Raw genomic sequence first — 24,805 nt, 5'->3', positions numbered from 1 at the left:
AGACGAAAGCGTGGACTGGATGCTCATGCGTGCCTCATCGCAAGTTCTTGCGGATTGCAGCATCAACGTGCCGGACGAGCGACGACCACTTGTGGTTCACGCCTTTCGGCACTGACAGGCTGGCATTGACCCCGGCGCTGCGCGCGAGGGTCACGTATTCTTCGGCCAAATGGGGGCGTGTGTTCGGATCATTGGCACCGGTGATGGCCACGACCTTGGTGTTGCGCGATACCTTTTTGGCGTATTTGTGGGGCGATTGGCTGGCGGTCCAGTTGTTCTTGCCGCGTCGATGGATGCGCCATCTTGGGACGTTGCAGGGACAAGAGACCAGAACAGCGACATCGACAATGCCCGGGGCGGTCGCGATGACCGTACCCAGCTGTCCTGCGCCACCGGAATGACCGACCACGATCATACGCTGCGGGCGCAGATCGTTTTTCATCGCCGCCAGAGAGGCGGCCAGAAGTTTGTTGTTGCGGCTGGTGTAGTGATCCTTGCCGCTGTTTGTACCCTTGGACCGTCCCGCTGAGCCGCGAAAGCCGGGTCTGACAAGGGTAACAACCGTGGTGCCTTTGGCGGCGGAGGCAAGCGCCTTGGCATAGCTGTCATAGCGGCCCGGGCCACCATCGCCGTGCAGGATCACCACGAGGTTGCGGTTGCCGCTGCCCCAGACGTCCCCGGCCATTTGCCCCATATCAAGCGCAAACGCGGGGGCAAAGCTACCCAGCCACAGCGCAAAGGCTGTGACTAGGTGAGTGGCAAAAGAACGCAAAGGGGCAACGCGCATGGTTTAGCCTTTGTCGATGGCTTCAAGAACGGCCTCACCCAGTGTCGCCGGGCTGTCAGCCACCACGATACCAGCTGAGCGCATGGCTTCGATCTTGTCCTCGGCGCCGCCTTTGCCGCCCGCGACAATCGCACCGGCGTGGCCCATGCGGCGGCCCGGAGGCGCCGTGCGGCCAGCAATGAAACCGGCGGTTGGCTTCCAGCGGCCCTTTTTCTTTTCGGACGCGAGGAATTCTGCCGCTTCTTCTTCGGCCGAGCCGCCAATTTCACCGATCATGATGATCGACTGAGTTTCATCGTCGGCAAGGAACATTTCCAGCACGTCGATATGCTCGGTGCCTTTGATAGGGTCGCCGCCGATACCCACGGCTGTGGACTGGCCCAGACCGGAATCAGAGGTCTGTTTAACCGCCTCATAGGTCAGCGTACCCGAGCGCGAAACCACACCGCAGGAACCGCGCTTGTGGATGTGGCCGGGCATGATGCCGATCTTGCAGGCGTCAGGTGTAATGATGCCGGGGCAGTTGGGGCCGATCAGGCGGCTTTTGCTGCCTTCCAGCGCGCGCTTGACCTTCATCATGTCGAGCACCGGGATGCCTTCGGTGATGCAGATGATCAGCTCCATCTCGGCGTCGATCGCCTCGAGGATCGAGTCCGCGGCGAAGGGCGGGGGCACGTAGATGACCGAAGCGTTGCCGTCGGTTACGTGCTTGGCCTCATGGACCGAGTTGAAGACCGGCAGATCAAGGTGCGTTGTGCCACCTTTGCCGGGGGTCACGCCGCCGACCATCTTGGTGCCATAGGCAATAGCCTGTTCAGAGTGGAATGTCCCCTGCGAGCCGGTGAGGCCCTGACAGATGACTTTGGTGTTTTCGTCTACGAGGACTGCCATTTGATTGGCTCCTAATTTCTTTTATCGGGTTTTGATTTCGTAATATTCGCCCGTTCCGCCGGCTGGATCGCACGACAGCAGGAGCGTGGTGTTTGCATCGGTTTTGACCAACGGATCGCAATCAATAACATAGGTAAGTCTGACTGCCGCGCCGGGCTTGTCTGGGAAGAGACCATCAATGTTGAATGGTACGTTCCTTTGCGGATCATACGGACCGCTTGGCCACGTCTTATATGCGGCGATATAGATCCGATGAGTCAGGGCTGGCCGCACCGGAAGCTGCGCAGATTCAGTAAAGAATGAGCGCCAAGCACCGGAAACGATATTTGCCAACCTTGAGTTTGGTTGCGCCTCGTAGGCCAGCACCCAAGTTCGCGCCAACTGGTTGGATTGCTCCGGCGTCATGCTCTCAAGTCCGACGACGCAAGTGCTTCCGTGGAACAGAACCGACACTGCCGGGTTTGGCGCCTGTATTACTCTCCGGGTCGTTTCGCGCCCGTTGCGAAGAGCAATTTTTTCTTCGGCAACCTGAAACCCAAACGTGCGGAACGCGTTCACGACTCGTTTCCGATCCGGCATTTTTGCGCAAGCCTCGACTGCTTTTCGCGCCACAGCAAAGCTTTTTGCATCGGCAGGAGAGCGACTAACATCCGCCGTACCAGTAGGCGGGTTAATGCACCCAGCCAGCACGACAGCGCACAGGCTCAGAGATATCGAAACGCGGAGCGGCATCAGGCCCATTACCCCTTAACCGCTTTCACGATCTTCTGGGCGCCGTCCTTGAGGTCGTCGGCGGCGATTACGTCAACGTCGGAGTTGTTGATGATCGCTTTGCCTTCTTCCACGTTGGTGCCTTCAAGACGGACAACAAGCGGTACTTGCAGGCCGACCTCTTTCACCGCGGCGACCACGCCTTCGGCGATGACGTCGCAGCGCATGATGCCGCCAAAGATGTTCACCAGAATGCCTTTGACGTTGGGGTCAGAGGTGATGATCTTGAATGCCTCTGTCACCTTTTCCTTGGTCGCGCCGCCGCCCACATCGAGGAAGTTGGCAGGCTCGGCACCGTACAGCTTGATGATGTCCATGGTCGCCATGGCCAGACCCGCGCCGTTCACCATGCAGCCGATCTCACCATCCAGAGCGATGTAGTTGAGGTCGTACTTGGAGGCTTCCAGTTCCTTGGGGTCCTCTTCGGTGGTGTCGCGCAATTCGGCAATGTCGGCGTGGCGGTAGACCGCGTTGCCGTCAAAGCCAACTTTGGCGTCCAGCACCTTGAGCGAACCCGCGTCGGTGACGATCAGCGGATTGATTTCCAGCATCTCCATATCCTTCTCAATGAAGGCTTTGTAGAGAATGCCCATCAGCTTGACGCATTCCTTGACCTGGGCCCCTTTGAGGCCCAGCGAGAAAGCAACACGGCGGCCGTGGTAGGCCTGATAGCCGGTGGCCGGATCAACAGAGAAGGACAGGATCTTTTCAGGGGTGGCCGCAGCCACTTCTTCGATGTCCATGCCGCCTTCGGTCGAGCAGACGAAAGACACGCGGCTTGTCTGGCGATCCACCAGCAAGGCGAGATACATTTCGGTCTCAATGCCCGAGCCATCTTCGATGTAGATGCGGTTGACCTGCTTGCCTGCAGGGCCGGTCTGATGTGTGACCAGCGTGCGGCCCAGCATCTTCTTGGCTTCTTGTGCGGCTTCTTCCACGCTCTTGGCCAGACGGACACCGCCAGCTTCGCCAGCATCGGCCTCCTTGAATTTGCCTTTGCCGCGTCCACCCGCGTGGATCTGTGCTTTGACTACCCAAAGCGGGCCGTCCATTTCTCCTGCGGCGGTCTTGGCTTCTTCTGCTTTCAGAACAACGCGACCGTCAGAAACGGGTGCGCCGTAGCTGCGCAGCAGCGCCTTGGCCTGATATTCATGGATATTCATCGGATGGGAGCCCCCGTCTTGCTTCGATTTCCTTAGGTATTGGCAGGACTACAGGGTGCAATAAAAGGAAACATTGACGCAGATCAGCAATTTCAGGGATTTTTTCGACATTTGTGATCACAGTTTAAAAAAGTGTGATCACAAAAATATTCAACTCATCGGCAACGTGATTCGAACACGCCGCTTTCTATTAAAATTAGCATGTTTCCGGCATCTTTCTGCGACTGCACATATTAGCGAATTTGCAGCCGCACCATTTTCTGCCCGCGTTCATGCCCCCAGTCGCCGATGTAGTGCGCAGACCAACCCGCATCATTTGTGATCTGTTCAAGTGCCGGGAACGTGTATTGCCACTTTTTATGCGCATCAGATGTGCTGTCTTCGTTGATGGCATCCCCTTCTGAAAACGTCACAAACAGCCGACTCGTTTCTTGAGCGACGGGGCGAAGGTTTTTGAGGCACAGGTGAATGTCTTCGGCCGTCAGGTGGGTAAACAGCGATTGTGCAATCGCATAGTCAAATCCGGTGACAAAGCTGAAATCGAAATCATATCCGTAGCCGAAAGTTGGTTTTTTTGTTTCGTTAAGGTCAAAAAGAAGCTCTTCGCGTAGGCCGGCTTCGACCAAGGCTGGTTCAGCTTCAAGTCCCTGGTAGTGACCGGTCTGAAGATAGGGGATCAGATATTGGCCCAACCTCAGACTTCCGCAGGCAATATCCAAAAAACGATGGTCAGGGCACAATCCCTGCGAGACCAGAAAGTGAAACTGGCGCCGCCCAATCCCATACCAGATTTCTGGAGCCTGCCCGCCCACAAACGCCCGGTGGCCGATGATCGGAATGCGTTCGGAGGGTGGCAGTTTGATCCATTCAGACCGCGGCATTGAGGGTTTGTTGGGCTGACGGTTTGCGCGGGGCGTTTTACGGTTGTCTGAAGTCACTTTGGATCCAATTCCTGCGGGGGCTCGAAAAATGAGTTAATGGCTGATGCACTCTAACCGCTCCTGCCTACGCACCGAAACATCCAATTTTCTGCGCGGTGCAATGCTTTGGCGTTCCAAAACAAAAACGCCCGGCACTGGGACCGGGCGCTTCAAAATTTCTTTAGCCAAGGCTTAGGCGAGCGAGCCGTCGATGCCTTTGCAGGCCTCGACCAGACCTTTGACCGCGTTGACCGAATTGTCGAACATTGCCTGCTCGTCCTTGGTCATCTTGATGTCCACGACCTTTTCGATGCCGCCGGCGCCGATGACAGTCGGGACGCCAACGTAGAAGCCATCAAGGCCGAATTCGCCGTCACAGTAGGCGGCACATGGCAGAACCCGCTTCTGATCCTTGAGGTAGGCCTCGGCCATTTCGATCGCGGAAGTGGCGGGTGCGTAGAAGGCAGAGCCGGTTTTCAGCAAGCCGACGATTTCGGCGCCACCGTCGCGGGTACGCTGAACGATGGCGTCCAGTTTGTCCTGTGTTGTCCAGCCCATGCTAACCAGATCAGGCAGAGGAATGCCTGCCACGGTCGAGTAGCGGGTCAGGGGAACCATGGTGTCGCCGTGGCCGCCCAGAACGAAGGCTGTGACGTCTTTCATGGAGACATCAAATTCAAGCGACAGGAAGTGGCGGAAACGCGCGCTGTCCAGAACGCCGGCCATGCCGCAGACCTTGTTGGTCGGCAGACCCGAGAACTGCTGCAAAGCCCAGACCATCGCATCAAGCGGGTTGGTGATGCAGATTACGAAGGCGTCAGGTGCGTTGTCGCGGATGCCTTCGCCAACGGCTTTCATCACCTTGAGGTTGATGCCGAGCAGGTCATCGCGGCTCATGCCGGGCTTGCGCGGAACACCGGCGGTCACGATGCATACGTCGGCACCAGCGATGTCAGCGTAGTCCTGTGTGCCCTTGAGGCGGGCGTCAAAGCCTTCGGACGGGCCGGATTCGGCGATGTCGAGTGCTTTTCCCTCGGGGGTGCCTTCGGCGATGTCGAACAGAACGACATCTCCCAGTTCCTTCATTGCTGCGAGGTGGGCAAGGGTGCCACCAATCTGTCCCGCGCCAATAAGGGCGATCTTGGGTCTGGCCATGAAAATGATCTCCGGTCCTTCGTGAGTTTGGGCGCGTGGTTAGGCTTTTGCGGCGCATCGTGCAAGGGTGCTGCGCTGCGGCGCAGCGGCGCGGTGGGGCTGTGCACGGGGTTGCGAACAGGCTAAAGCCCTTTAGATGTGAGGGCTTAAAGGGGCACAGCGTGGATATTCTGACTTTTCAGGTTTTCTTGATGGCCGTGCCGGCTGTGGTCTTTGCGGGCATCTCAAAAGGCGGATTTGGCTCTGGCGCGGCTTTTGCGAGCGCATCGATTCTGGCGCTGGTCTTGCCACCCGAGATCGCTTTGGGGCTGATGCTGCCATTGCTCATGCTGATCGATGTCAGCAGCCTGCCCAGCTATTGGCGCAAATGGGACTGGCCGGTTGCGCGGATCCTGCTGATTGGCGGCGTTCCGGGCACTGTACTGGGTGCATTGTTTCTTGCCTGGGCGAATCCAGATGCGATCCGCTTGCTCATCGGTGTGATCTGTCTGGCTTTTGTGGCCTGGCAGGCGGCGCAGAAATCACAAAGGCTTGGTCTTGAACGTATCGAGTTCGGGCAAAAGGCCGGGCTAACTTGCGGCGTTGGACTGGGCTTTACGAGTTATGTCAGCCACGCGGGCGGGCCGGCTGCGGCGATCTACATGCTCGGTCGAGGCTTGGACAAAACGACCTATCAGGCCACCACAGTTCTGGTCTTCTGGGCGATCAATCTGCTCAAATCGTTCTTTTATGCAGGTCTTGGCGTGTTCACCCGTGAAACGCTTTTGCTTGGGTTGGCACTGGCACCCTTTGCGGTGCTGGGCACATGGATTGGCATCAAGGCGCACCACCGCGTCCCGGCGCCCCTGTTTTTTGCCATTACCTATGTTTTGCTGACCCTGACAGGGATCAAACTGATCTGGGACGCGGTCACCTGAGTGCCTTTGCCAAATGGGGTCAGGCGTCGTCACCTTTGGGGGGCAGCGCTTCGGCCAGCTCTTCAAACGCCTGACCGCTCGCCACAAGGCAGGTCACACCGGCGGCCGTGGTGACAGTGATGGTCCATGTGCCGGTTTCCAGAGACGCAAAGACTTCGACAACGGAATTGTTGCCACCAAGTCCCATGCTTTGCCGGGACTCGCCATATTTCACTGCGAGACGTTCGACGATTTGTTCGCGCGGCGCGCATGTGGTGGCGGTTTGTGCGTCCACCAATGTTGCTGCCCCAATCAGAAACCCTGCCGACAGTATCGCCAGTTTGGTCCAGTCTTTCGTCATAGCTCTGCCCTTTCGGCTGCGCACGAGGGGTTCGGCAACTATGTTGCGCCCCGATGCGATGCGTCCTCTCAGTGTGCCGAACGGCCCTGTTCCGCCCGAATGGTCGCTGTTTCGATCTATGTGGAAAACGATCCTTTAGACTGGCTGACAAATGGTTAACGGCTCGTCCGTTGCATCAAAAGCGCCGGACTTTCTGCAATTGCGCTACGTTTTTCTGCGATGCGGCAAAAACGCCCTTGAAGTTTCGTTGAAAAAATGCCCCCTTCTGCGCAACTTTATTACCGTTGGAGTCGCAGATGGACATGCGTGCACGCCCTTACCGTTCCGTTCTCTATATACCCGGCAGCAAGGATCGCGCTTTGGAAAAGGCACGGGGCCTGCCCTGCGATGCGGTTATTTTTGACCTCGAGGATGCCGTCGCTCCGGCTGAGAAGATCGCTGCGCGCGACACGCTGCAGACGGCACTGGCCCAGAGCTACGGCAACCGGACGCGCATCGTGCGGATCAACGGCTTGGACACAGAATGGGGCGAAGCGGATGCGCGTGCTGCTGCGGATATGGATTGCGATGCTGTTTTGTTGCCCAAGGTAGAAAGCGCGGCGCAATTGGATGCGCTGGCCGCGCTGTGCGCCAAGCCGCTGTGGGCGATGATGGAAACGCCGCTGGGTATGCTGAATGCGGCGGAAATCGCGGCACACCCCAAATTGGCGGGTATGGTCATGGGCACAAATGATTTGGCCAAGGAACTGCAAAGCCGGTTTCGCCCTGACCGTTTGCCAATGCAGGCCGGACTGGGCTTGTGCCTGTTGGCTGCCAAGGCCCATGGCTGTGTGATCGTCGATGGCGTTTACAACGCGTTCAAGGATGACGAAGGCCTCAAGGTTGAATGTGATCAAGGTCGGGACATGGGCTTTGATGGCAAAACGCTGATCCATCCGGCGCAACTGGATATCGCCAACACGGCCTTCGCCCCATCCGAGGCCGAAGTCGATCTGGCCCGTCGTCAAATCGAAGCATTCGAAACCGCCGAAGCCGAAGGGCAGGGCGTTGCAGTCGTCGATGGAAAGATCGTCGAAAACCTGCACGTTGCCACGGCGCGTGAAATACTGGCAAAAGCAGAGGCAATAGAAACCCTCTCTGCGGAGTAATCTTCATGTTTGCCATTCTCGTAGCCGGCATTGCCCTCTGGGTCGCCGCCCATTTCTTCAAGCGCCTTGCGCCCGATGCCCGTGCCAACATGGGCGACAAGGGCAAAGGCATTGCTGCCCTTGCGATCATTGTCAGCCTTGTTCTGATCATCACCGGATATCGTGGGGCCGAGATCGTGACTGTCTGGAACCCGCCTGGTTTCATGGTTCACATCAACAACCTTCTGATGCTGGTCGCGGTTTTCATCTATGGGATGTCAGCCACCACCGGAACGCTTCGCGGTAAACTGCGCCATCCGCAATTGCTGGCAGTCAAGATCTGGGCCGTTGCGCATTTGCTGGCGAACGGTGATCTGGCTTCTATCATTTTGTTCGGCAGCATGCTGCTTTGGGCCGGTGGCTCTGTTGCGTTGATCAACCGCGCCGAAGAGTGGAACCGCCCGGAACCTGGCGATCCCTCAAAGAACAAGCTGTTGGTGATCATCACTATCGTCATGTTTGCCGTCATCACCGCCATCCACACCTGGCTGGGTGTCTGGCCGTTCCCGGGGTGATGTTATGAAACTGTATCGTTTTCTGACGGCTGACGACACATCCGCGTTTTGCCACAAAGTGACGGATGCGCTGAACAAGGGGTGGGCGCTGCACGGCGATCCCACCTATGCCTTTGACGCCGCAAATGGCGTCATGCGTTGCGGTCAGGCCGTTACCAAGGAAGCGCCCGGCACCTACACACCCGACACCAAACTAGGAGAGCATTAGCGCCCAGACTGTAGGGCGGTTGTGCGACTGAAGGAGATACTCATGAAGACCAATCCGGGGCGTTATTTCGAAGATTATCAGCTGGGTCAGGTGATCGACCATGCTGTGCCCCGGACGGTTTCAGGCGGCGAACGGGCCCTGTATCACGCGTTGTACCCGGCCCGTCACGCGCTTTATTCTTCGGATCAGTTCGCACAAGCGAGCGGACTGCCCGCGTCTCCGATTGATGATCTGGCGGCCTTTCACGTGGTGTTTGGCAAGACAGTGCCAGATGTGTCGCTCAACGCGGTTGCTAACCTTGGTTACGCAGAGGGCCGTTGGCTGAAGCCTGTTTATCCCGGGGATACGCTGCGTTCATCGTCTGAAGTCATCGGTCTGAAACAGAACTCGAACGGTAAAACCGGGGTCGTTTATGTACGCACCCGTGGATTGAACCAGCGTGACGAAACTGTTCTGGAATACTGCCGCTGGGTCATGGTGCGCAAAGGCAATCTTGATGCGCCTGCACCACAAACCACGCTGCCGGATCTCAAAAAGGTTCTGGCACCAGAGGATCTGGTCATTCCTGAGGGGCTGGACTTCACGAACTATGACTTCACTCTGTCGGGTGAGCCGCATCGCTGGGGCGACTATGAGATCGGCGAGCAGATCGATCACGTTGATGGCGTGACGATTGAAGAAGCCGAACACATGATGGCAACGCGCCTGTGGCAGAACACAGCCAAGGTGCATTTTGATCTGACGTTCCGTCCGGACGGTCGGTTGATCTATGGCGGGCATGTGATTTCGATGGCGCGTGCCTTGTCGTTCAATGGCTTGGCCAACGCCCAGATGATTGTCGGCTTGAACGGTGGGGCGCATGCCAATCCGTGTTTTGCGGGCAATACGGTCAAAGCCTGGTCCGAAGTGCTGGATAAAGCTGAAACATCTGCGCCGGGCGTGGGTGCAATCCGGCTTCGTTTGGTTGCGACGAAGGGCGGTCAACCCTTTGCGCTGAAAGGTGAAGACGGAAAATACGGGCCGGATGTATTGCTGGATCTCGACTATTGGGCGCTGATGCCGCTCTGATCCCGTCGAACGAAACGGTTTTCGCGCTGCTCTTTTACAAACCGCCCGCGCCATGTTTGACTGCCTCAGGTTCAAGCAGCGGCATCAGGGGGCTGATATGAAAATTCCGGGGTTATCAACGGACTGCACACGTGCAGTTTGGGGTGCGGGGCTTGCAGTCGGTTTGTTTGCTGCTGCCTCTGCACTGCATGCCGATCAAGATCGCGAAGATGCTTTTGTTGAAGCGAACCTGATTTCGATCTTTTATCATGAACTGGGCCATGCGCTGATCGATCACCTTGGATTGCCGGTGTTCGGACAAGAGGAAGACGCCGCAGACGTGGCGTCGATCCTGCTGATCAATGACCAGTTTGATGAGCCAAGCGCAGTTGATATCGCCTATGATGCGGCTTTCGGATTTCTGGCTGAGGCTGAAATCGCGCAAAGCGAAGGCGCCGACGTTGCCTATTGGGATGTGCATGGGCCGGATGAGCAGCGGTATTACACGCTCGTTTGCCTGTTTGTCGGGGCCAATCCGGATGAACGCAACGATGTGGCTGAGGATCTCGGCTTGCCCGAGGAACGGTTTGAAACCTGCGAAGAAGAGTTTGAACTGGCGCAGGACAGTTGGGGCCCGGTTTTTGACGATCTTGAAAATGAAGATGCCGAGGGCAAGCTGGTTTTCGAAGGGACGCGCGATAACCTGACCGCCGATGTGGTCTTGGCTGAGGTGTCCGCTTTGAATGATGTGTTCTCCTACCCGGACGACATTCCGGTTCGTGTTGAGCACTGTGGCGAGGCAAACGCCTTCTATGATCCGTCAGACGGCTCGATCACCATGTGTCTGGAATTCGAAGACCATCTGCGGGACTTGTTTGCCGAAATGGCGGACTAAGCCACGCCTGACCCCGCATCTGGTTGATTCTCGGTACATGCTGCTGTGCAGCAACGCCACAGTGGCAAACAGATGACTTTTGTGATCACATGTTTTTAAGTGTGATCACAAAATTCGAAAATCACGCGAATTTTTTCGAAAAACAGCCTGACTGCGGCGCCTCGTCCCGCCTCGGGCACGTGACTTGTAGAATAAAAACGTTACAAATCCCTCCAAGGGAACCGAAAGGACTTCGTCATGGCCGACGTGAACCGGGGCAATCGCCCGCTTTCGCCGCATCTGCAGGTGTATCGCCCCCAGTTGAACTCAATCACTTCCATTCTGACCCGTATCACCGGCAATGCGTTGCTGGTCGGGTCATTGATGATCGTCTGGTGGCTTCTGGCCGCTGCGACTTCCGAATCCTATTTCGCCGTAGCAAACGCGGTGTTGACCTCATGGTTCGGTGATCTCGTCATGCTCGGGTCGCTTTGGGCGATTTGGTATCACACGCTTGCAGGTGTTCGGCACCTGATCTGGGACAATGCCAAGATGCTTGATCTGGAAAGCGCGGACATCCTGAGCTGGATCGTCGTCATCGGGTCGGTCGTACTGACCATCTTTACCGTCATCGTGATCTGAGGAGCGTTTCAATGGCATTTCTGACAGACCGTAAACGCGTTGTGGGCCTTGGGTCCGCAAAGACCGGAACCGACCATTTCTGGGCGATGAAGAAAAGCTCGGTTGCGTTGCTGATCCTTGTCCCGCTTTTCATCTTCACCTTTGGTGGGATCCTCGGGGGCACTTATGAGGAAGTGGTCGCCTACTACAGCCGCCCGTTCCCCGCGATCATCGCCGCGCTGACCTTGTTGGTCGGCTTCAAGCATTTCAACGATGGTGTGCAGGTCCTGATCGAGGACTACGTACACGGCACGATGGAAAAAGTGCTGATCCTCGTGATGACTTGCGTCAGCTACGGCGCTGCAGCGGTGGGTGTTTTTGCTATCGCGCGGCTGGCTCTCTGATCGCTGAATTCTGAATGACACGCCGCCCGGCAGACATGCAGGCGCGGCCCGCAGACACAGGTATGAACAATGGCTGCATATGAATACGAAACCCATGACTATGACGTTGTGGTAGTGGGCGCTGGTGGCGCAGGTTTGCGCGCCACGCTGGGTATGGCGGAACAGGGCTTGCGCACGGCTTGTGTGACCAAGGTTTTCCCGACCCGTTCACATACGGTTGCGGCGCAGGGCGGTATCGCGGCGTCCTTGTCCAACATGGGCCCCGACAGCTGGCAGTGGCACATGTACGACACGGTCAAGGGCTCTGACTGGCTGGGTGACACCGACGCTATGGAGTATCTCGCGCGCGAGGCACCCAAGGCGGTCTACGAGCTGGAGCACTATGGCGTGCCGTTCAGCCGGACCGAAGAAGGCAAGATCTATCAGCGCCCGTTTGGCGGCCATACAACCGAATTCGGAGAAGGTCCGCCCGTTCAGCGAACCTGTGCTGCGGCGGACCGGACAGGCCACGCGATCCTTCACACACTTTATGGCCAATCGCTCAAGAACAACGCCGAGTTCTACATCGAGTATTTCGCCATCGATCTTCTGATGGAAGACGGTGAATGCAAGGGCGTCCTGTGCTGGAAGCTGGACGACGGCACCATGCATGTCTTCAACGCCAAGATGGTCGTACTGGCGACGGGCGGTTATGGCCGTGCTTACTTCAGCGCCACATCGGCACACACCTGCACCGGCGATGGCGGTGGCATGGTGGCCCGTGCGGGTCTGCCGCTTCAGGATATGGAGTTTGTTCAGTTCCACCCGACCGGCATTTATGGTTCGGGCTGCCTAATCACCGAAGGCGCGCGCGGTGAGGGCGGTTACCTGACCAACTCCGAAGGCGAACGGTTCATGGAGCGCTATGCGCCGAACTACAAGGACCTTGCGCCACGTGACTACGTTTCGCGCTGCATGACGATGGAAATTCGCGAAGGCCGCGGTGTTGGCACGGGCGGTGATCACATTCACCTGAACCTGTCTCACTTGCCCAAAGAAGCGCTGGCGGAACGTCTGCCGGGTATTTCTGAAAGCGCCAAGATCTTTGCAGGTGTCGATGTCACCAAGGAACCGATCCCGGTTCTGCCGACGGTGCACTACAACATGGGCGGCATTCCGACCAACTACTGGGGCGAAGTGCTGGATCCGACCAAGAAAGATCCAAATGCCGTTGTGCCGGGTCTGATGGCCGTTGGCGAAGCGGGCTGCGCTTCTGTGCATGGGGCCAACCGCCTTGGCTCCAACTCGCTGATCGATCTCGTGGTCTTTGGCCGTGCCGCCGCAATCCGGGCGGGCAAAGTTGTTGATGCCGATGCACCAACACCCACTGCACCAACCGCTGAAATCGACAAGGCGTTTGATCGCTTTGACGGGCTTCGTCATGCGGATGGCAGCACACCAACGGCTGATCTGCGTCTTGAAATGCAGAAAACCATGCAGGCGGACGCTGCTGTTTTCCGCACCGATGCCACGCTTAAGCAAGGCGTCGAAAAAATGACGGCCATTGCTGGGAAAATGGGTGATCTGAAGGTTACGGACCGCAGCCTTGTCTGGAACTCGGACCTGATGGAAACGCTGGAGCTTGCGAACCTGATGCCGAACGCATTGGCGACCATTGCCGGTGCCGAGGCCCGCAAGGAAAGCCGTGGTGCCCATGCGCATGAAGATTACGCTGAGCGTGACGACAAGAAGTGGCGCGTACACACCATTGCGCGGGTCGACGCCGAGAAGGTCGATCTCAGCTACCGTCCGGTTGTGGTTGATCCGCTGACCAGCGAAGATCAGGGCGGGATCGAGTTGAAGCGGATTGCGCCAAAGGCAAGGACATTCTGACGATGAAATTTGTATGCGCATCAGCCCTGTCTGCGATGCTCCTTGCGACGCAGGCGCAGGCAAACCCCGTGCTTTTGGCCTTTGATGCCAGCTCGGCTTGCCGTGCGGCGGTTGATACCAGTGTCGTCTATCTGAAATCGACAAAGAAGAGCGGCGCAAACGGGGTCCGATTGCAGTTCAAGAAGGTCAAAGGCAGCTCGGCGAGCAATGCGGACTACCGCAAGGAAAAAGACGCCTTTTTGGCCTGCATCAAGGAACGCTTGGCGCCGCATTCGGTTGAGGTGAAATCCAATTGAGACATGCGGGTTCAAAATTGAAAACACGGTTTCTGGCGGCGCCGGTTCTGGGAATGGCGCTGTTTGCTTCGGCCTGCTCGCCGCAGGCGCAGGATCAGATCGCCCGAGAAGCGGCACGCTCGGCCATAACACCAGTCATTGCCGAACGTTTTCCGGGCGTTCCCTTGCAGCCCGCGGTTGACTGCATCATCGACAATGCCTCGGCGGTCCAGATCCGCGCGTTGGCGGCCGATGCAGTTGTTGGCCCAAATGAGAATACGGCACAGATCGTGTCTGACATCGTCTCAAAGCCTGAGACCCTGACCTGCCTGGCGGCCGAAGGCTTGCCGGCCCTTCTTCGATAGGAGCGACAGATGGTTCAATTCACACTGCCCAAGAACTCCAAGGTCCGTACCGGCAAGACATGGCCGAAACCGGAAGGCGCAACCAATGTGCGCAAGTTCAGCATCTATCGTTGGAGCCCGGACGACGGTGAGAACCCGCGCGTCGACACGTATTTTCTGGACATGGACCAGTGTGGCCCGATGGTTCTGGATGCACTGATCAAGATCAAAAACGAAGTCGACCCGACGCTCACCTTCCGCCGGTCCTGTCGTGAGGGGATCTGCGGATCCTGTGCGATGAACATCGACGGCATCAACACGCTGGCCTGTATCTACGGTTTGGATGAGATCGACGGCGACGTGAAGATCTATCCGCTGCCCCATATGCCGGTGGTCAAGGATCTGATCCCGGATCTGACGCACTTCTATGCCCAGCACGCCTCTATCATGCCATGGCTGGAAACCAAGACGAACCGCCCGGCCAAGGAGTGGAAGCAGTCCATCGAGGATCGCAAAAAGCTTGATGGTCTTTATGAATGCGTCATGTGCGCATCCTGCTCAACGTCCTGCCCCAGCTATTGGTGGAATGGCGATCGTTACCTCGGGCCAGCAGCCTTGTTGCATGCGTATCGCTGGATCATCGACAGCCGCGACGAAGCCACGGGCGAGCGTCTGGATGAGTTGGAAGACCCTTTCAAACTCTACCGCTGCCATACCATCATGAACTGCGCGAAGACTTGCCCAAAGGGCCTGAACCCGGCGCTGGCCATCGCTGAAATCAAGAAGATGATGGTGGATCGCGCCGTTTGATTGAGACCTCGGGCCGTGTGGGTTTCGCACGGTCCGAAGCCTTTGCGCGTGTTGCGGCTTGGGTCATTGATGGTCCCGGTTTTGCCTTTTTGCGCTGAATAGCCGTATCAAAACTATGGCAGGTGCAGTATGCTCCGGCGCCATTGCGGATTTTGTAGTCGTGCTGCATTCAAACCTGTTCGATCCGTCCACCGCTTTTGATCGTCCCGAGGGGTGAGCCGTGCTCGTCGTCGTTGGTCTTGTCATCGCTTTCATTCTGCTGGTGCTCTTCACCAATCGTGAAACGCGGATTTGCCGCTGGCGTGAATTTCCGCAGCGGGGTGCAGACAGCCAGTGGCGGTGTGTTCATTGTGGGGCGGAAACCACCGCGCCACGTGGGAAATCACCACAGGTTTGTTTGCGTCCCCCACCTGAGCAAGATCGCTAAACGACGTCCGGGTCTTGTCAAAATGGCCTGCCGGGTCTTGAGTGGTCTGGCACACAATCAGGATCAAGTATGACGCAGTACGTAACCCCGCCCTCTGACGCAGACGACCGCCGCGCGGTTGAGCCTGTGATCTGCTACCCCAATGAAACACTGCCAAAGTCTGACTTGGCGCTTTACCAAAATGCTCTGGATACTGCGGAAACGGTTTCGGTTGTTCAGGCTGCCCCGCGTGAGGCCTGCACGTTCCAAGCGCCCGCAGGCAGTTTCTTTCGGGTTACTTCAGTTGAGGGACCGCAGGTTGGGGACCTGAACTTGTGGAACGCGCGTGATCTGTCGGAACGCTTCTATTCAGGCAAGACACGGGCATTGCATGGCACGCATGTGACCATCGGTGAACGCATGTGGTCGAGCTTTCCGCATTTGCGTCCCATGGCGACAATCGTCGAAGACAGTCTGGCGTGGTACGGTATGGATCGTTTCGGCGGGTCGGTACACGACGTCATCGGTACGCGCTGTGATCCGTATACGGGCAATCTGCTTTCGGACGTTCAGTATCACCATTGTTGCCATTCCAATCTGACCCGCGCGCTGGCGGATGCCTTGGGGGTCAGTCTGCAAGAGGCCGAGCCGCATGTGCACGACGTTCTGAACGTGTTCATGTGCACGGGCTTTACGCGCGACACCGGGCAGTACTTCATGAAGGCCTCACCTGTGAGGCCGGGGGATCATCTGACCTTCTTCGCCGAGATCGACGTTCTGGGCGCCCTTTCGGCCTGTCCGGGCGGCGATTGTTCTGCCAGCCACACGTCAGATGTGGCGCAATGCTATCCCTTGCAGGTCGAAGTCTTGCGCCCGGCAGAGGGTGCCTTGGCCGACTGGCAAAGCCCGGAACCAAATGGGTATGATCAAAGCCACGGCCGATGATACAGACGGGCGCTAAGGCCCGTCCAATCGCCCAGATCATCCGCTGTGTACGAAATGCACCGTATCGAACTGCCGGCGCCACTGTGTCACTTGCGGGGCCAGCGCTTCGGGATCGTTGCGGCGCAAAGCCTCGGCGATCAACCCGGCGAGTTTCGGCATGTCTTTGGCGGTCATACCCCAACGCACCAATTCTGGTGTGCCGATGCGCAGGCCGTTCATATCCCCGTCCGCCCGCGCTTCGATTGGCAACCCGATGCCACATGTCAGAAAGCCCGCACGTCTGAGCACCTTGCTGGCGGTCTGCCCGCCCCCGAGCGGCACAGCATTCAGCGCAAATTGATGCGATGCGGTAAAGCCTTTGCCAGCCCCGAATACGTCAAGCCCATTCGCTGCGAGGTTTTCCGCCAGCGCCTGCGCGGTCTCGATCATTGTTTCGGCATAGGCCGCGCCGAAGTCACGCCAATCCAGAAGGCTCATCGCCAGTGCGGCGGATTTGGCGGCGTCAAAATTCGCAGTCATCCCCGGAAAGGCAATGGCGTCGAGTGTTTCGGCGATCTTCGCATCATTGGTCACGATCAACCCGGAAGGTGGGCCACCCAGCGACTTATATGTGCTCATGGTCATGACGTGCGCGCCTTGTTCGAGTGGGTTGGGCCACTGACCACCGGCAATCATCCCGCATTGGTGGGCTGCATCGAACATCACCCATGCGCCGACCGTGTCTGCGATCTCTCGCACTGTGGCGACGTCATGTGGCCATAGGTTCAGCGATCCGCCCACGGTGATCAGCGCCGGTTTGACGCGTTCTACCATGTCGCGAAGTGCGGTCAGATCCAGAGTGTAGTCCTCCGCATTCACCGGGGCGTCGAAGGTGTGCAGCCCGTATAGCCCGGCGCATCCGCCAGCATGGTGGGTGACGTGGCCTCCGATGCTTGCGGGGGGCGCGATGATCTGCTGGCCGGGTTTTGTCAAAGCCATGAAGGTGTAGAGATTTGCCATCGCGCCCGACGCAACCCGGATTTCAGCGAATTTTGCGCCAAAGACCTCGGCGGCCAGTTCTGCCGCGATCACTTCGACTTCTTCGATTGCCTCCAGACCGGTTTCATATTTATCGCCCGGATGTCCCAGCGATGGTCGCACGCCCATGCCCGAAGCCAGCAAGGCTTCGGCCCGAGGATTCATCACATTGGTCGCGGGATTGAGGTTGAAACACTCCTGTTCATGAATGGCGCGCGAACGGTCAGCCAAATGGGCGATGCGCTTTGCGATATCGTGTGCAGCGGACGTGCTGGCCGTTTCGGCATAAGCGAGCGACATCTCATCGCTGTGTGGCGGTAACCAGGAACGTGGGGCAAGCGCAGTCATAGGGGCCTCCTAGTGTGGTGTTCTGAGCTTGATTGAAAAGGATTGGCAGAAGTCACGCAAACCAGTATTCATGAAATCTACCCTTAGAAAAACTAAAGTTAACTATGGCTGTTGATCCGCCCCGCCCAAAGCCGCCGCCCTTGACCGCACTCAGGGCGTTCGAAGCCGCCGCGCGTTTGGGTAAGTTTTCCAGCGCCGCAGATGAATTGGCGGTGACCTCGGGGGCCGTATCGCAGCAAGTGCGCATTCTTGAGGACTGGGCGGGTGTAAAGCTGTTTGATCGAAAGGCACAGGGCGTCGTTCTGACCGCATCGGGGGCGCGCATCCTGCCGCTGTTGTCGAACAGCTTTGACACCTTGGGACAGGTCACACAGGTCTTGCAGGATGAAGCGGGGCGCCACATGCGGATTGCGGCGTTGCCAGCGATTGCGCAGCTTTGGTTGGCGCCGCGTTTGCCAGCTTTGCGCCATGCTGTTCCGGGCCGTGAGGTTTCGGTCACGGCACTGGAACAACCGCCCAACCTGCTCCGCGAACCTTTTAGCTGTGCGTTGTTTCTTTTGCCGAACGGGCGGGGGCTATCGTTGGAAGAAGACATCTTGCTGCCAGTTTGCGCTCCGGCTCTGGCAGGATCACTCAAACAGCCCGATGATCTTCTGGCGTTGCCATGGTTGATTGACACGTCGTGGGGTGCAGACTGGCAGACTTGGCTTGCCGGGGTGGGGCTGAAAGCACCGGATCGCCCCAAAGGGCCACAGTTCTCTCTGTATTCCATCGCTGTTCAAGAAGCGCTCGCAGGCGTTGGGGTTCTTATGGCGCACAAAGTGCTGGTGCAAAGATATCTGGAGACGGGAGAATTGGTCGCGCCTTTTGATTTGCCGGTAAAAACCGGCAAATCACTGGCGTTGCTGACACCAAATGGGCTGACACGTAAATCGCGCGATCAAGTGGCGGCGCTCTTGACCGATACAGCGATCAAGGATTGGACTTAGCTTGGAAATGCAGCTTCGAGCGCAATTTCCACCATTTCGCCAAAGGACCGTTCCCGGTCTTCCGATGGCAAAGCCTCGTGTGTGACCAGATGATCAGAAACAGTCAAAACAGCCAAAGCACGCACGCCATAGCGCGCGGCAAGAATATAAAGCTCCGCCGCCTCCATTTCGACACCCAGAATGCCATGACGCATCATTTGTTCATTCAGATCAGGGCGTTCGTCATAAAAAACGTCTGATGAATAAATGCCGCCGACGTGGTGCGTGATACCGCGTGCAGAGGCTGCATCGGCAGCTGACCGCAGAAGGCCATAATCGGCGCAGGGTGCAAAATTGAGTTCCCGGAAGATGCCGCGCGATGGTGTCGAAAGCGTCGAAGCCGTCATCGCAAGGATTACATCGCGAATCCCGACCATGTCCTGCATACCGCCACATGAGCCAATCCGGATCAGTGTTTTGGCACCGTAGTCGCGGATCAACTCATTGGCATAGATGGACAGGCTGGGCATGCCCATGCCGCTTCCATGGATGGTGACCGGATTCCCTTTATAGGTTCCGGTAAAGCCCAACATCCCACGCACGCGGTTCACGCACTTTGCGTCGTCGAGAAAGGTATTGGCCGCCCATTCCGCCCGCAGCGGATCGCCGGGCATAAGAACTGTTTCTGCGATTTGCCCGGGTTCTGCGCCGATGTGGATTGTCATTTTAAAGTGCGAGGTCCTCTAGTGATTTGCCGGATTTCAGCGCCTCAACAACCCAATTGGGTTTGCGGCCCCGACCAGTCCAAGTTTGCGATGCATCCGCAGGATTTGCAAACTTTGGTGCGCCCTTGGAGCCTTTGACTGTTGCACCCATAACCTCATCCAACGAGAAACCAAACTCTTTGGCTGCTTTTTCCGCAGCACGCTTTGCTTCGGCTTTGCGACGGGCGTCTACTGATTTCAGCGCTTTTTCCGCGTCCTTGATCAGTTTTTGCAGTTCGTCACGCGACAGTGTTTCCAGATCGATATTCATTTGTCTTCTCCTGCTGAACTCTATTGGTGTTCGGTGCCTGAGCAAAAAACATCAAGCCATCATTTTGTGAAAAGCGTGATTTAAAAACCGAAACAAAGGAACATACGCGCAATAAGTGACGCCAATTCGCGTGAATAAACGCGCTAAGGTTTAACGTCGTATTAATCGGTCAATTTAGGAAAGAGTAGACGATGTCAGGCCAAATGAAAATGGCACCGGAGACCGGTGCCATCTGGCTTGCGACATCAATCGGTTGCCGGGCTTATTCGGCGGCAACGGCCTTTGGATCGACCAGTGTCACGATGTCTTTCATGATCATGTTCAGCTCAAAGTCTTTTGGTGTGTAGACTTTGGCAACGCCCATGGCCCGCAGACGGGTGGCGTCTTCTTCGGGAATAATGCCGCCGACAATCAATGGAATATGCCCAAGGCCCGTTTCACGCATACGGGTTACAACATCCTCGACGAGGGGGATGTGGCTTCCGGAGAGGATGGAAAGCCCGATCACATGCGCGCCGTTTTGCGCGGCCTCAATAATCTGCTCAGGGGTCAGGCGAATGCCCTCATAGTCGATCTCCATTCCGCAATCGCGGGCCCGGAAAGCAATTTGCTCGGCGCCATTGGAGTGCCCATCAAGACCCGGCTTGCCGACAAGGAAGCGCAATCGCTTGCCAAGACGATCCGAAACGGCATCCACTGCCGCGCGAATGTCATCGAGTCCTTCAGTCTTGTTGCTTGGCGAAGACGAAACGCCCGTTGGTGCGCGGTACTCGCCGTGAATGGCGCGCATTTCGCCCGCCCACTCTCCTGTGGTCACGCCGGCCTTGGCGCAGGCGATTGACGCGGGCATGACATTTTCACCCGCTTTCGCTGCGGCGCGCAATGCTTCGAGTGCCGATTCTACGGCCTCTGCGTCGCGTTCGGATTTCCATTCGTTCAGGCGCAGGATTTGTTCCTGCTCGACCGCGGGATCGACAACCATGATGCCACCGTCTTCACCGACCAGCGGGCTCTGCTCACCTTCAGTCCAGCGGTTAACGCCGACAACAACCGTTTCATTGCGTTCGATGCGGCCAAGGCGTTCCGCGTTGGATTCAACGAGGCGGCCCTTCATGTATTCGATCGACCCGATGGCGCCGCCCATGGAGCCGATGTTGGCCAATTCAGCGCGTGCGCCATCCTTTAGCGCTTCGACTTTGCGATCCACGGCGGGGTTGCCATCAAAGAGGTCTTCGTATTCCAGCAGATCGGTTTCATAAGCCAGGATCTGTTGCATGCGCATGGACCATTGCTGATCCCATGGGCGGGGCAGGCCCAGTGCTTCGTTCCAGGCAGGAAGCTGTACAGCACGGGCGCGCGCGCGTTTGGACAAGGTCACAGCCAGCATTTCGATCAGGATGCGGTAGACGTTATTTTCCGGTTGCTGTTCGGTCAGGCCAAGCGAGTTCACCTGAACACCATAGCGGAAACGGCGGAATTTCGGGTTTTCGACGCCGTAACGCTCTTGCAGGATTTCATCCCACAGATCGACAAAGGCACGCATCTTGCACATTTCGGTGACGAAACGGATGCCCGCATTCACAAAGAAAGAGATACGTCCGCACAGCGCCGGGAAATCTTCTGGATCGACACGTGGCTGGAGTTCATCCAGCACGGCACAGGCCGTGGCCAAGGCAAAGGCAAGTTCTTGTTCGGGCGTCGCGCCGGCTTCTTGCAGGTGATAGGAACACACGTTCATCGGGTTCCACTTTGGAACGTTTTTGTAGCAGTATTCGGCCACGTCGCCGATCATCTTGAGCGATGGTTTCGGTGGGCAAATATAGGTGCCGCGCGAAAGGTATTCCTTGATCAGGTCGTTTTGCACCGTGCCCTGAAGTTTGGACACGTCCGCGCCCTGTTCCTCGGCCACGGCGATGTACAGTGACAGCAACCAAGGCGCGGTTGCATTGATCGTCATGGACGTGTTCATCTGTTCGAGCGGAATCTGATCGAACAGCGTGCGCATGTCGCCCAGATGGCAGACCGGAACGCCCACCTTGCCGACTTCGCCGCGTGCCAGAATGTGGTCGCTGTCATAGCCCGTTTGCGTGGGCAGATCGAAGGCCACCGAAAGACCAGTCTGGCCCTTGGCGAGGTTGCCACGATATAGCGCATTCGAAGCTTTGGCCGTGCTGTGCCCGGCATATGTCCGGATCAGCCATGGGCGATCCTTGGCAGGGGTTTCGGCTGTCTGGGCGGCTTTCTGTTCGGTCATGAAGGTCTCCGTCCACGAGAATCATTGGGTCGCAATCATGTTGCGTTGTGGCGAGTTATTGCGAAATATTATGTCGCTGTCAATTCGCCGCGCTGCAGCGTGAGCAGGTGCAGCATAAACGCAACCCTGTTTTCATGACAGTGTTTTGCGTGCGCGGATCGTCACGTCATGGCAACAGACTATACAGACGAACCCTTGCAGTGGGTCACTTGGTCGTTCACGGTGGCCCGATGACCGCACCTGTGACGCTTCCTCTATGGTTTTTTGTACTGATCGTGCTTTTCGCGGCGGTCACTTTTGCCTCTCATTTTCTGTTTCCCTCTGTGCGCTGGTTTTTCCGGCGGCGGATGCAAAAGGCCGTGGACCGGCTGAACGAACGGCTTGATCGTCCGATTGAACCCTTTCGTCTGCTGCGCCGCTACGATCTGATTCAGCGCATTCTGTATGATCCTGAGGTCACTCAGGCGATTGTGGATCACGCCAAGAAAGAGGGCATTCGAGAGGACGTCGCCTTTCAGAGGGCGCAGCGCTATGCCAAGGAAATCGTTCCCAGCTTTTCGGCATTTGCCTATTTCGGCTGGGGTGTTCGACTGGCGCGCTGGTTGTCCAATGCGCTTTACCGGGTTCGGCTGGCGCATCACGACGAAGAGGCTCTGTCCAAGGTCGATCGTGATGCAACTGTGGTCTTTGTAATGAACCACAGGTCCAATATGGACTACGTGCTGGTCACTCATCTGGCTGCGGATCGTTCGGCCTTGTCTTATGCTGTGGGCGAATGGGCACAGGTATGGCCGCTGTCTGGACTGATCCGAATGATGGGGGCCTACTTCATTCGCAGAAAATCGCGCAACGCCCTCTATCGCATGGTGCTGAGGCGCTATGTGCAGATGTCGACGGCGGGCGGTGTCACGCAGGCCATTTTCCCCGAAGGTGGTCTAAGCCTGAATGGTGCTGTGCAGCCGCCGAAAATGGGTCTGCTGACCTACATGGTCGATGGGCTGGATTTGTCTGAACGCGACGTGGTGTTCGTACCCGTGGCCCTTAACTACGATCGCGTTCTCGAAGACCGAGTTCTGATAGCCGCAGACAAGAAGGGCGGCCGCCGGTTTGACGCGAAGATCAGCCATGTCGCCAAGGCAATCATTCGGCAGCTGTGGCTGCGTGTGACAGGCCGGTTTCATCGGTTCGGATATGCAGCCGTCAGTTTTGGCGCGCCGGTTTCCCTGAGGGACGCGCCCGAACTGGCCGAAGACTCGGAGGCTTTGGCGGAACGTTTGATCGCGCGAATTTCGGCTTTGATTCCAGTGTTGCCAGTCCCATTGATCGCACGTCTTCTGTTGAACGGCGCTGAAACGCGTGCGGACCTTGAAATTGCCTTTTCGGAATTTGCGGAAAAGCTACAGGGCGTTCATATGCATGTCCCGCGCGACAACCGGGACTACGCTGTCGAGGTCGGATTGCGCGCGCTGCTGGAACGGGGCCTGATCACAGAAGACAACGGCAAACTGCGGGTCGTCGAAACGGATGTTCTGCAGTTTTATGCCAATTCCATTGAGCAGGTTCAGACCTGACCGATGCGTTAGCTTTCGGGTTCGACAACAGCCACGATCGGGCCCATCTGGCGGCCCCGATCGTCGCGCCCCAGACGAGGCGCAAAGAGTCTTGATACGTTGCCATCCAGAAAAAGCGCATTGGGCAGTTTCAGGACATCCCGGAAGAACTTGGCGAATTCGTAGAACGTGACAGCGTTGTCCGAAATTGCAAAGACCGCCCGGCGCCCATCGATCGACGTGCCCACAGCGTTGCGAATATGGCGCGACGTGCTGTCAGGCAGAAATCGGGGATGCAGCGCGCCGTCGATCACAAGCATCGGGCCGGATTGCGTTGCATGTGTGCAATCCGGGCGGGACGCCAGATAATCGCGCGTCTCGATAACGTCTGCACGTCTGTCCCGAATGCAAAAGATACCATTGGGCAGCAGACCGAAATTGCCTGGACCGGCATTTGGGATCACACGCATCTGTTCGGCACCGTCTTCGACATAATGTCCGACCGGTGCCCGATCCGGGTGATACATGCCGGCATTCATCGCAAAGGCCAGTTTCTTGTCAAAGGCGCCAAGCATCGTTTCAAGTTCGGAAAAGTGGCCGTACACGATACCGGTTGGGTCAGCCCGGAAAAGGCGCAGTTCCTCGGTCGCCGGGTTGACCTCGCATACAGCATAGCTGTTGCCACTGTGTTCCAGCGTTTCGCATTCGACAGCCTTTGCAGCCTGTGGGCTGAGCCAAAGAACGCCGCAGAGCGCAAGGCTGATGGCTGCGCAGCGCAAGAGGCTAGCTCTCCAGATCGCGGCGCACCGCGTCCTGACTGAGCAACCGCCGCGTTTCATCCATGCGGTCAAATGTTTCGTCGAGACGGAACCGAAGCTGCGGCGTGTGCTTAAGGGTCAAACCGCGCGAAATCGCGCGGCGCATTTCTCCGCGATTGCGGTGCAACAGGTCGAACATGTCCTCCTGCCCTTTGCCGCCCAGCGGGACCAGATAGACTGTCGCGATCTGCAAATCAGGGGAAACCGTGACTTCGCTGACCGTCAGATTCAATCTGTTCAGATCGGGATCGTGGATATCGCCACGCATCAGTGTTTCCGACAACTGCCTGCGGATAAGCTCGCCTACGCGGAGCTGCCTTTGACCGGGGCCGCGCCCCTCTTTTGAGTGTTTGCCTGCCATGG

General features: G+C 57.4%; 29 protein-coding genes. 15 read left to right on the top strand and 14 right to left on the bottom strand.

The features are described 5' to 3' along the window. Positions 1 to 34: 34 nt before the first annotated feature. From PFY00_RS17200 to mdh, 6 genes are all read right to left on the bottom strand, one after another. Complete coding sequence (locus PFY00_RS17200; RefSeq protein WP_271433828.1) at positions 35 to 787, bottom strand: alpha/beta hydrolase family protein; 753 nt, start codon at positions 785 to 787, stop codon at positions 35 to 37. Positions 788 to 790: 3 nt separating this feature from the next. Next, positions 791 to 1,678 carry a succinate--CoA ligase subunit alpha gene (gene sucD / locus PFY00_RS17195; protein WP_271433827.1) on the bottom strand — a complete coding sequence of 296 codons (888 nt, stop codon included), beginning with the start codon at positions 1,676 to 1,678 and terminating at the stop codon, positions 791 to 793. Between the two features lie 21 nt (positions 1,679 to 1,699). After that, positions 1,700 to 2,236 carry a hypothetical protein gene (locus tag PFY00_RS17190; protein ID WP_271433826.1) on the bottom strand — a complete coding sequence of 179 codons (537 nt, stop codon included), beginning with the start codon at positions 2,234 to 2,236 and terminating at the stop codon, positions 1,700 to 1,702. A gap of 182 nt (positions 2,237 to 2,418) precedes the next feature. Continuing rightward, positions 2,419 to 3,612, bottom strand: a complete 1,194-nt coding sequence (gene sucC / locus PFY00_RS17185; RefSeq protein WP_271433825.1) for an ADP-forming succinate--CoA ligase subunit beta — start codon at positions 3,610 to 3,612, stop codon at positions 2,419 to 2,421. A 233-nt stretch (positions 3,613 to 3,845) separates the two neighbouring features. Beyond that, positions 3,846 to 4,493 (bottom strand): class I SAM-dependent methyltransferase, encoded by a 648-nt coding sequence (locus PFY00_RS17180; RefSeq protein ID WP_271433824.1) that lies wholly within the window; start codon positions 4,491 to 4,493, stop codon positions 3,846 to 3,848. Positions 4,494 to 4,724: 231 nt separating this feature from the next. Next, complete coding sequence (gene mdh / locus PFY00_RS17175) at positions 4,725 to 5,687, bottom strand: malate dehydrogenase (RefSeq protein ID WP_271433823.1); 963 nt, start codon at positions 5,685 to 5,687, stop codon at positions 4,725 to 4,727. A 191-nt stretch (positions 5,688 to 5,878) separates the two neighbouring features. Here mdh and PFY00_RS17170 point away from each other — a divergent pair, with 191 nt between their 5' ends. Continuing rightward, a complete protein-coding gene (locus PFY00_RS17170; RefSeq protein ID WP_408648478.1) occupies positions 5,879 to 6,604 on the top strand; it encodes a sulfite exporter TauE/SafE family protein in 726 nt (241 codons plus the stop codon). Between the two features lie 19 nt (positions 6,605 to 6,623). Here PFY00_RS17170 and PFY00_RS17165 read toward each other — a convergent pair whose 3' ends face one another. Then, on the bottom strand, positions 6,624 to 6,944 hold the full coding sequence (locus tag PFY00_RS17165; protein WP_271433821.1) for a hypothetical protein: 321 nt from the start codon (positions 6,942 to 6,944) through the stop codon (positions 6,624 to 6,626). A 296-nt stretch (positions 6,945 to 7,240) separates the two neighbouring features. Between PFY00_RS17165 and PFY00_RS17160 the strand changes: the two genes are divergently transcribed. The 11 genes from PFY00_RS17160 to PFY00_RS17110 all read left to right on the top strand — a co-directional run bounded on the left by PFY00_RS17160 (position 7,241) and on the right by PFY00_RS17110 (position 15,101). Next, complete coding sequence (locus tag PFY00_RS17160; protein ID WP_271433820.1) at positions 7,241 to 8,092, top strand: HpcH/HpaI aldolase/citrate lyase family protein; 852 nt, start codon at positions 7,241 to 7,243, stop codon at positions 8,090 to 8,092. A 5-nt stretch (positions 8,093 to 8,097) separates the two neighbouring features. Next, positions 8,098 to 8,646: an NnrU family protein gene (locus PFY00_RS17155; protein ID WP_271433819.1), complete on the top strand. Its 549-nt coding sequence runs from the start codon at positions 8,098 to 8,100 to the stop codon at positions 8,644 to 8,646. Positions 8,647 to 8,650: 4 nt separating this feature from the next. Continuing rightward, the gene (locus PFY00_RS17150; RefSeq protein WP_271433818.1) at positions 8,651 to 8,854 is read left to right on the top strand and encodes a DUF1737 domain-containing protein; all 204 of its coding nucleotides are present in this window, start codon (positions 8,651 to 8,653) and stop codon (positions 8,852 to 8,854) included. A gap of 42 nt (positions 8,855 to 8,896) precedes the next feature. Continuing rightward, positions 8,897 to 9,922, top strand: coding sequence for a MaoC family dehydratase (locus tag PFY00_RS17145; RefSeq protein ID WP_271433817.1), 1,026 nt, complete (start codon positions 8,897 to 8,899; stop codon positions 9,920 to 9,922). Positions 9,923 to 10,019: 97 nt separating this feature from the next. After that, a complete protein-coding gene (locus tag PFY00_RS17140; RefSeq protein WP_271433816.1) occupies positions 10,020 to 10,796 on the top strand; it encodes a DUF4344 domain-containing metallopeptidase in 777 nt (258 codons plus the stop codon). A gap of 237 nt (positions 10,797 to 11,033) precedes the next feature. Continuing rightward, complete coding sequence (sdhC, locus tag PFY00_RS17135) at positions 11,034 to 11,417, top strand: succinate dehydrogenase, cytochrome b556 subunit (protein WP_271433815.1); 384 nt, start codon at positions 11,034 to 11,036, stop codon at positions 11,415 to 11,417. 11 nt (positions 11,418 to 11,428) lie between these two features. Continuing rightward, complete coding sequence (gene sdhD / locus PFY00_RS17130) at positions 11,429 to 11,800, top strand: succinate dehydrogenase, hydrophobic membrane anchor protein (protein ID WP_271433814.1); 372 nt, start codon at positions 11,429 to 11,431, stop codon at positions 11,798 to 11,800. Between the two features lie 69 nt (positions 11,801 to 11,869). Beyond that, positions 11,870 to 13,672 carry a succinate dehydrogenase flavoprotein subunit gene (gene sdhA, locus PFY00_RS17125; protein WP_271433813.1) on the top strand — a complete coding sequence of 601 codons (1,803 nt, stop codon included), beginning with the start codon at positions 11,870 to 11,872 and terminating at the stop codon, positions 13,670 to 13,672. A 2-nt stretch (positions 13,673 to 13,674) separates the two neighbouring features. Further along, complete coding sequence (locus tag PFY00_RS17120; protein WP_271433812.1) at positions 13,675 to 13,968, top strand: hypothetical protein; 294 nt, start codon at positions 13,675 to 13,677, stop codon at positions 13,966 to 13,968. A gap of 17 nt (positions 13,969 to 13,985) precedes the next feature. Beyond that, complete coding sequence (locus PFY00_RS17115; RefSeq protein ID WP_271433811.1) at positions 13,986 to 14,312, top strand: hypothetical protein; 327 nt, start codon at positions 13,986 to 13,988, stop codon at positions 14,310 to 14,312. A gap of 9 nt (positions 14,313 to 14,321) precedes the next feature. Continuing rightward, complete coding sequence (locus PFY00_RS17110; RefSeq protein ID WP_271433810.1) at positions 14,322 to 15,101, top strand: succinate dehydrogenase iron-sulfur subunit; 780 nt, start codon at positions 14,322 to 14,324, stop codon at positions 15,099 to 15,101. A 169-nt stretch (positions 15,102 to 15,270) separates the two neighbouring features. Here the strand turns inward: PFY00_RS17110 and PFY00_RS17105 are convergent, their stop codons facing one another. Further along, the gene (locus tag PFY00_RS17105; protein ID WP_271433809.1) at positions 15,271 to 15,450 is read right to left on the bottom strand and encodes a hypothetical protein; all 180 of its coding nucleotides are present in this window, start codon (positions 15,448 to 15,450) and stop codon (positions 15,271 to 15,273) included. A gap of 147 nt (positions 15,451 to 15,597) precedes the next feature. Here PFY00_RS17105 and PFY00_RS17100 point away from each other — a divergent pair, with 147 nt between their 5' ends. Further along, a complete protein-coding gene (locus PFY00_RS17100) occupies positions 15,598 to 16,452 on the top strand; it encodes an urea carboxylase-associated family protein (protein ID WP_271433808.1) in 855 nt (284 codons plus the stop codon). A 36-nt stretch (positions 16,453 to 16,488) separates the two neighbouring features. Here the strand turns inward: PFY00_RS17100 and PFY00_RS17095 are convergent, their stop codons facing one another. Continuing rightward, positions 16,489 to 17,817 carry a serine hydroxymethyltransferase gene (locus tag PFY00_RS17095; protein WP_271433807.1) on the bottom strand — a complete coding sequence of 443 codons (1,329 nt, stop codon included), beginning with the start codon at positions 17,815 to 17,817 and terminating at the stop codon, positions 16,489 to 16,491. 104 nt (positions 17,818 to 17,921) lie between these two features. On the opposite strand from PFY00_RS17095, the gene PFY00_RS17090 reads away from it, so the two are divergent. Further along, positions 17,922 to 18,806 carry a LysR family transcriptional regulator gene (locus PFY00_RS17090; RefSeq protein ID WP_271433806.1) on the top strand — a complete coding sequence of 295 codons (885 nt, stop codon included), beginning with the start codon at positions 17,922 to 17,924 and terminating at the stop codon, positions 18,804 to 18,806. On the opposite strand, the gene deoD is transcribed toward PFY00_RS17090, so the two are convergent. The 3 genes from deoD to PFY00_RS17075 form a co-directional block, all read right to left on the bottom strand. Continuing rightward, entirely contained in the window at positions 18,803 to 19,510 is a 708-nt protein-coding gene (gene deoD / locus PFY00_RS17085) for a purine-nucleoside phosphorylase (RefSeq protein WP_271433805.1), read from the bottom strand. The two genes, PFY00_RS17090 and deoD, sit on opposite strands and share 4 nt — an antisense overlap. Position 19,511: 1 nt before the next feature. Continuing rightward, positions 19,512 to 19,820 carry an H-NS histone family protein gene (locus PFY00_RS17080; protein ID WP_271433804.1) on the bottom strand — a complete coding sequence of 103 codons (309 nt, stop codon included), beginning with the start codon at positions 19,818 to 19,820 and terminating at the stop codon, positions 19,512 to 19,514. A gap of 262 nt (positions 19,821 to 20,082) precedes the next feature. After that, positions 20,083 to 22,074 carry a protein meaA gene (locus PFY00_RS17075; protein ID WP_271433803.1) on the bottom strand — a complete coding sequence of 664 codons (1,992 nt, stop codon included), beginning with the start codon at positions 22,072 to 22,074 and terminating at the stop codon, positions 20,083 to 20,085. A 230-nt stretch (positions 22,075 to 22,304) separates the two neighbouring features. Here PFY00_RS17075 and PFY00_RS17070 point away from each other — a divergent pair, with 230 nt between their 5' ends. Beyond that, positions 22,305 to 23,645, top strand: coding sequence for a 1-acyl-sn-glycerol-3-phosphate acyltransferase (locus PFY00_RS17070; RefSeq protein ID WP_271433802.1), 1,341 nt, complete (start codon positions 22,305 to 22,307; stop codon positions 23,643 to 23,645). Positions 23,646 to 23,653: 8 nt separating this feature from the next. On the opposite strand, the gene PFY00_RS17065 is transcribed toward PFY00_RS17070, so the two are convergent. Together PFY00_RS17065 and rbfA are read right to left on the bottom strand one after the other, a co-directional pair. Next, complete coding sequence (locus tag PFY00_RS17065; protein WP_271433801.1) at positions 23,654 to 24,403, bottom strand: phosphodiester glycosidase family protein; 750 nt, start codon at positions 24,401 to 24,403, stop codon at positions 23,654 to 23,656. Positions 24,404 to 24,407: 4 nt separating this feature from the next. Further along, entirely contained in the window at positions 24,408 to 24,803 is a 396-nt protein-coding gene (gene rbfA, locus PFY00_RS17060) for a 30S ribosome-binding factor RbfA (RefSeq protein WP_271433800.1), read from the bottom strand. Between the last annotated feature and the right edge of the window lie 2 nt (positions 24,804 to 24,805).

Source organism: Thalassococcus lentus, assembly GCF_028023555.1.
Classification (GTDB): domain Bacteria; phylum Pseudomonadota; class Alphaproteobacteria; order Rhodobacterales; family Rhodobacteraceae; genus Thalassococcus_A; species Thalassococcus_A lentus.
The sequence above is the reverse complement of the archived record's forward strand: the minus strand, read 5'-3'. Positions and strand labels throughout refer to the sequence as shown.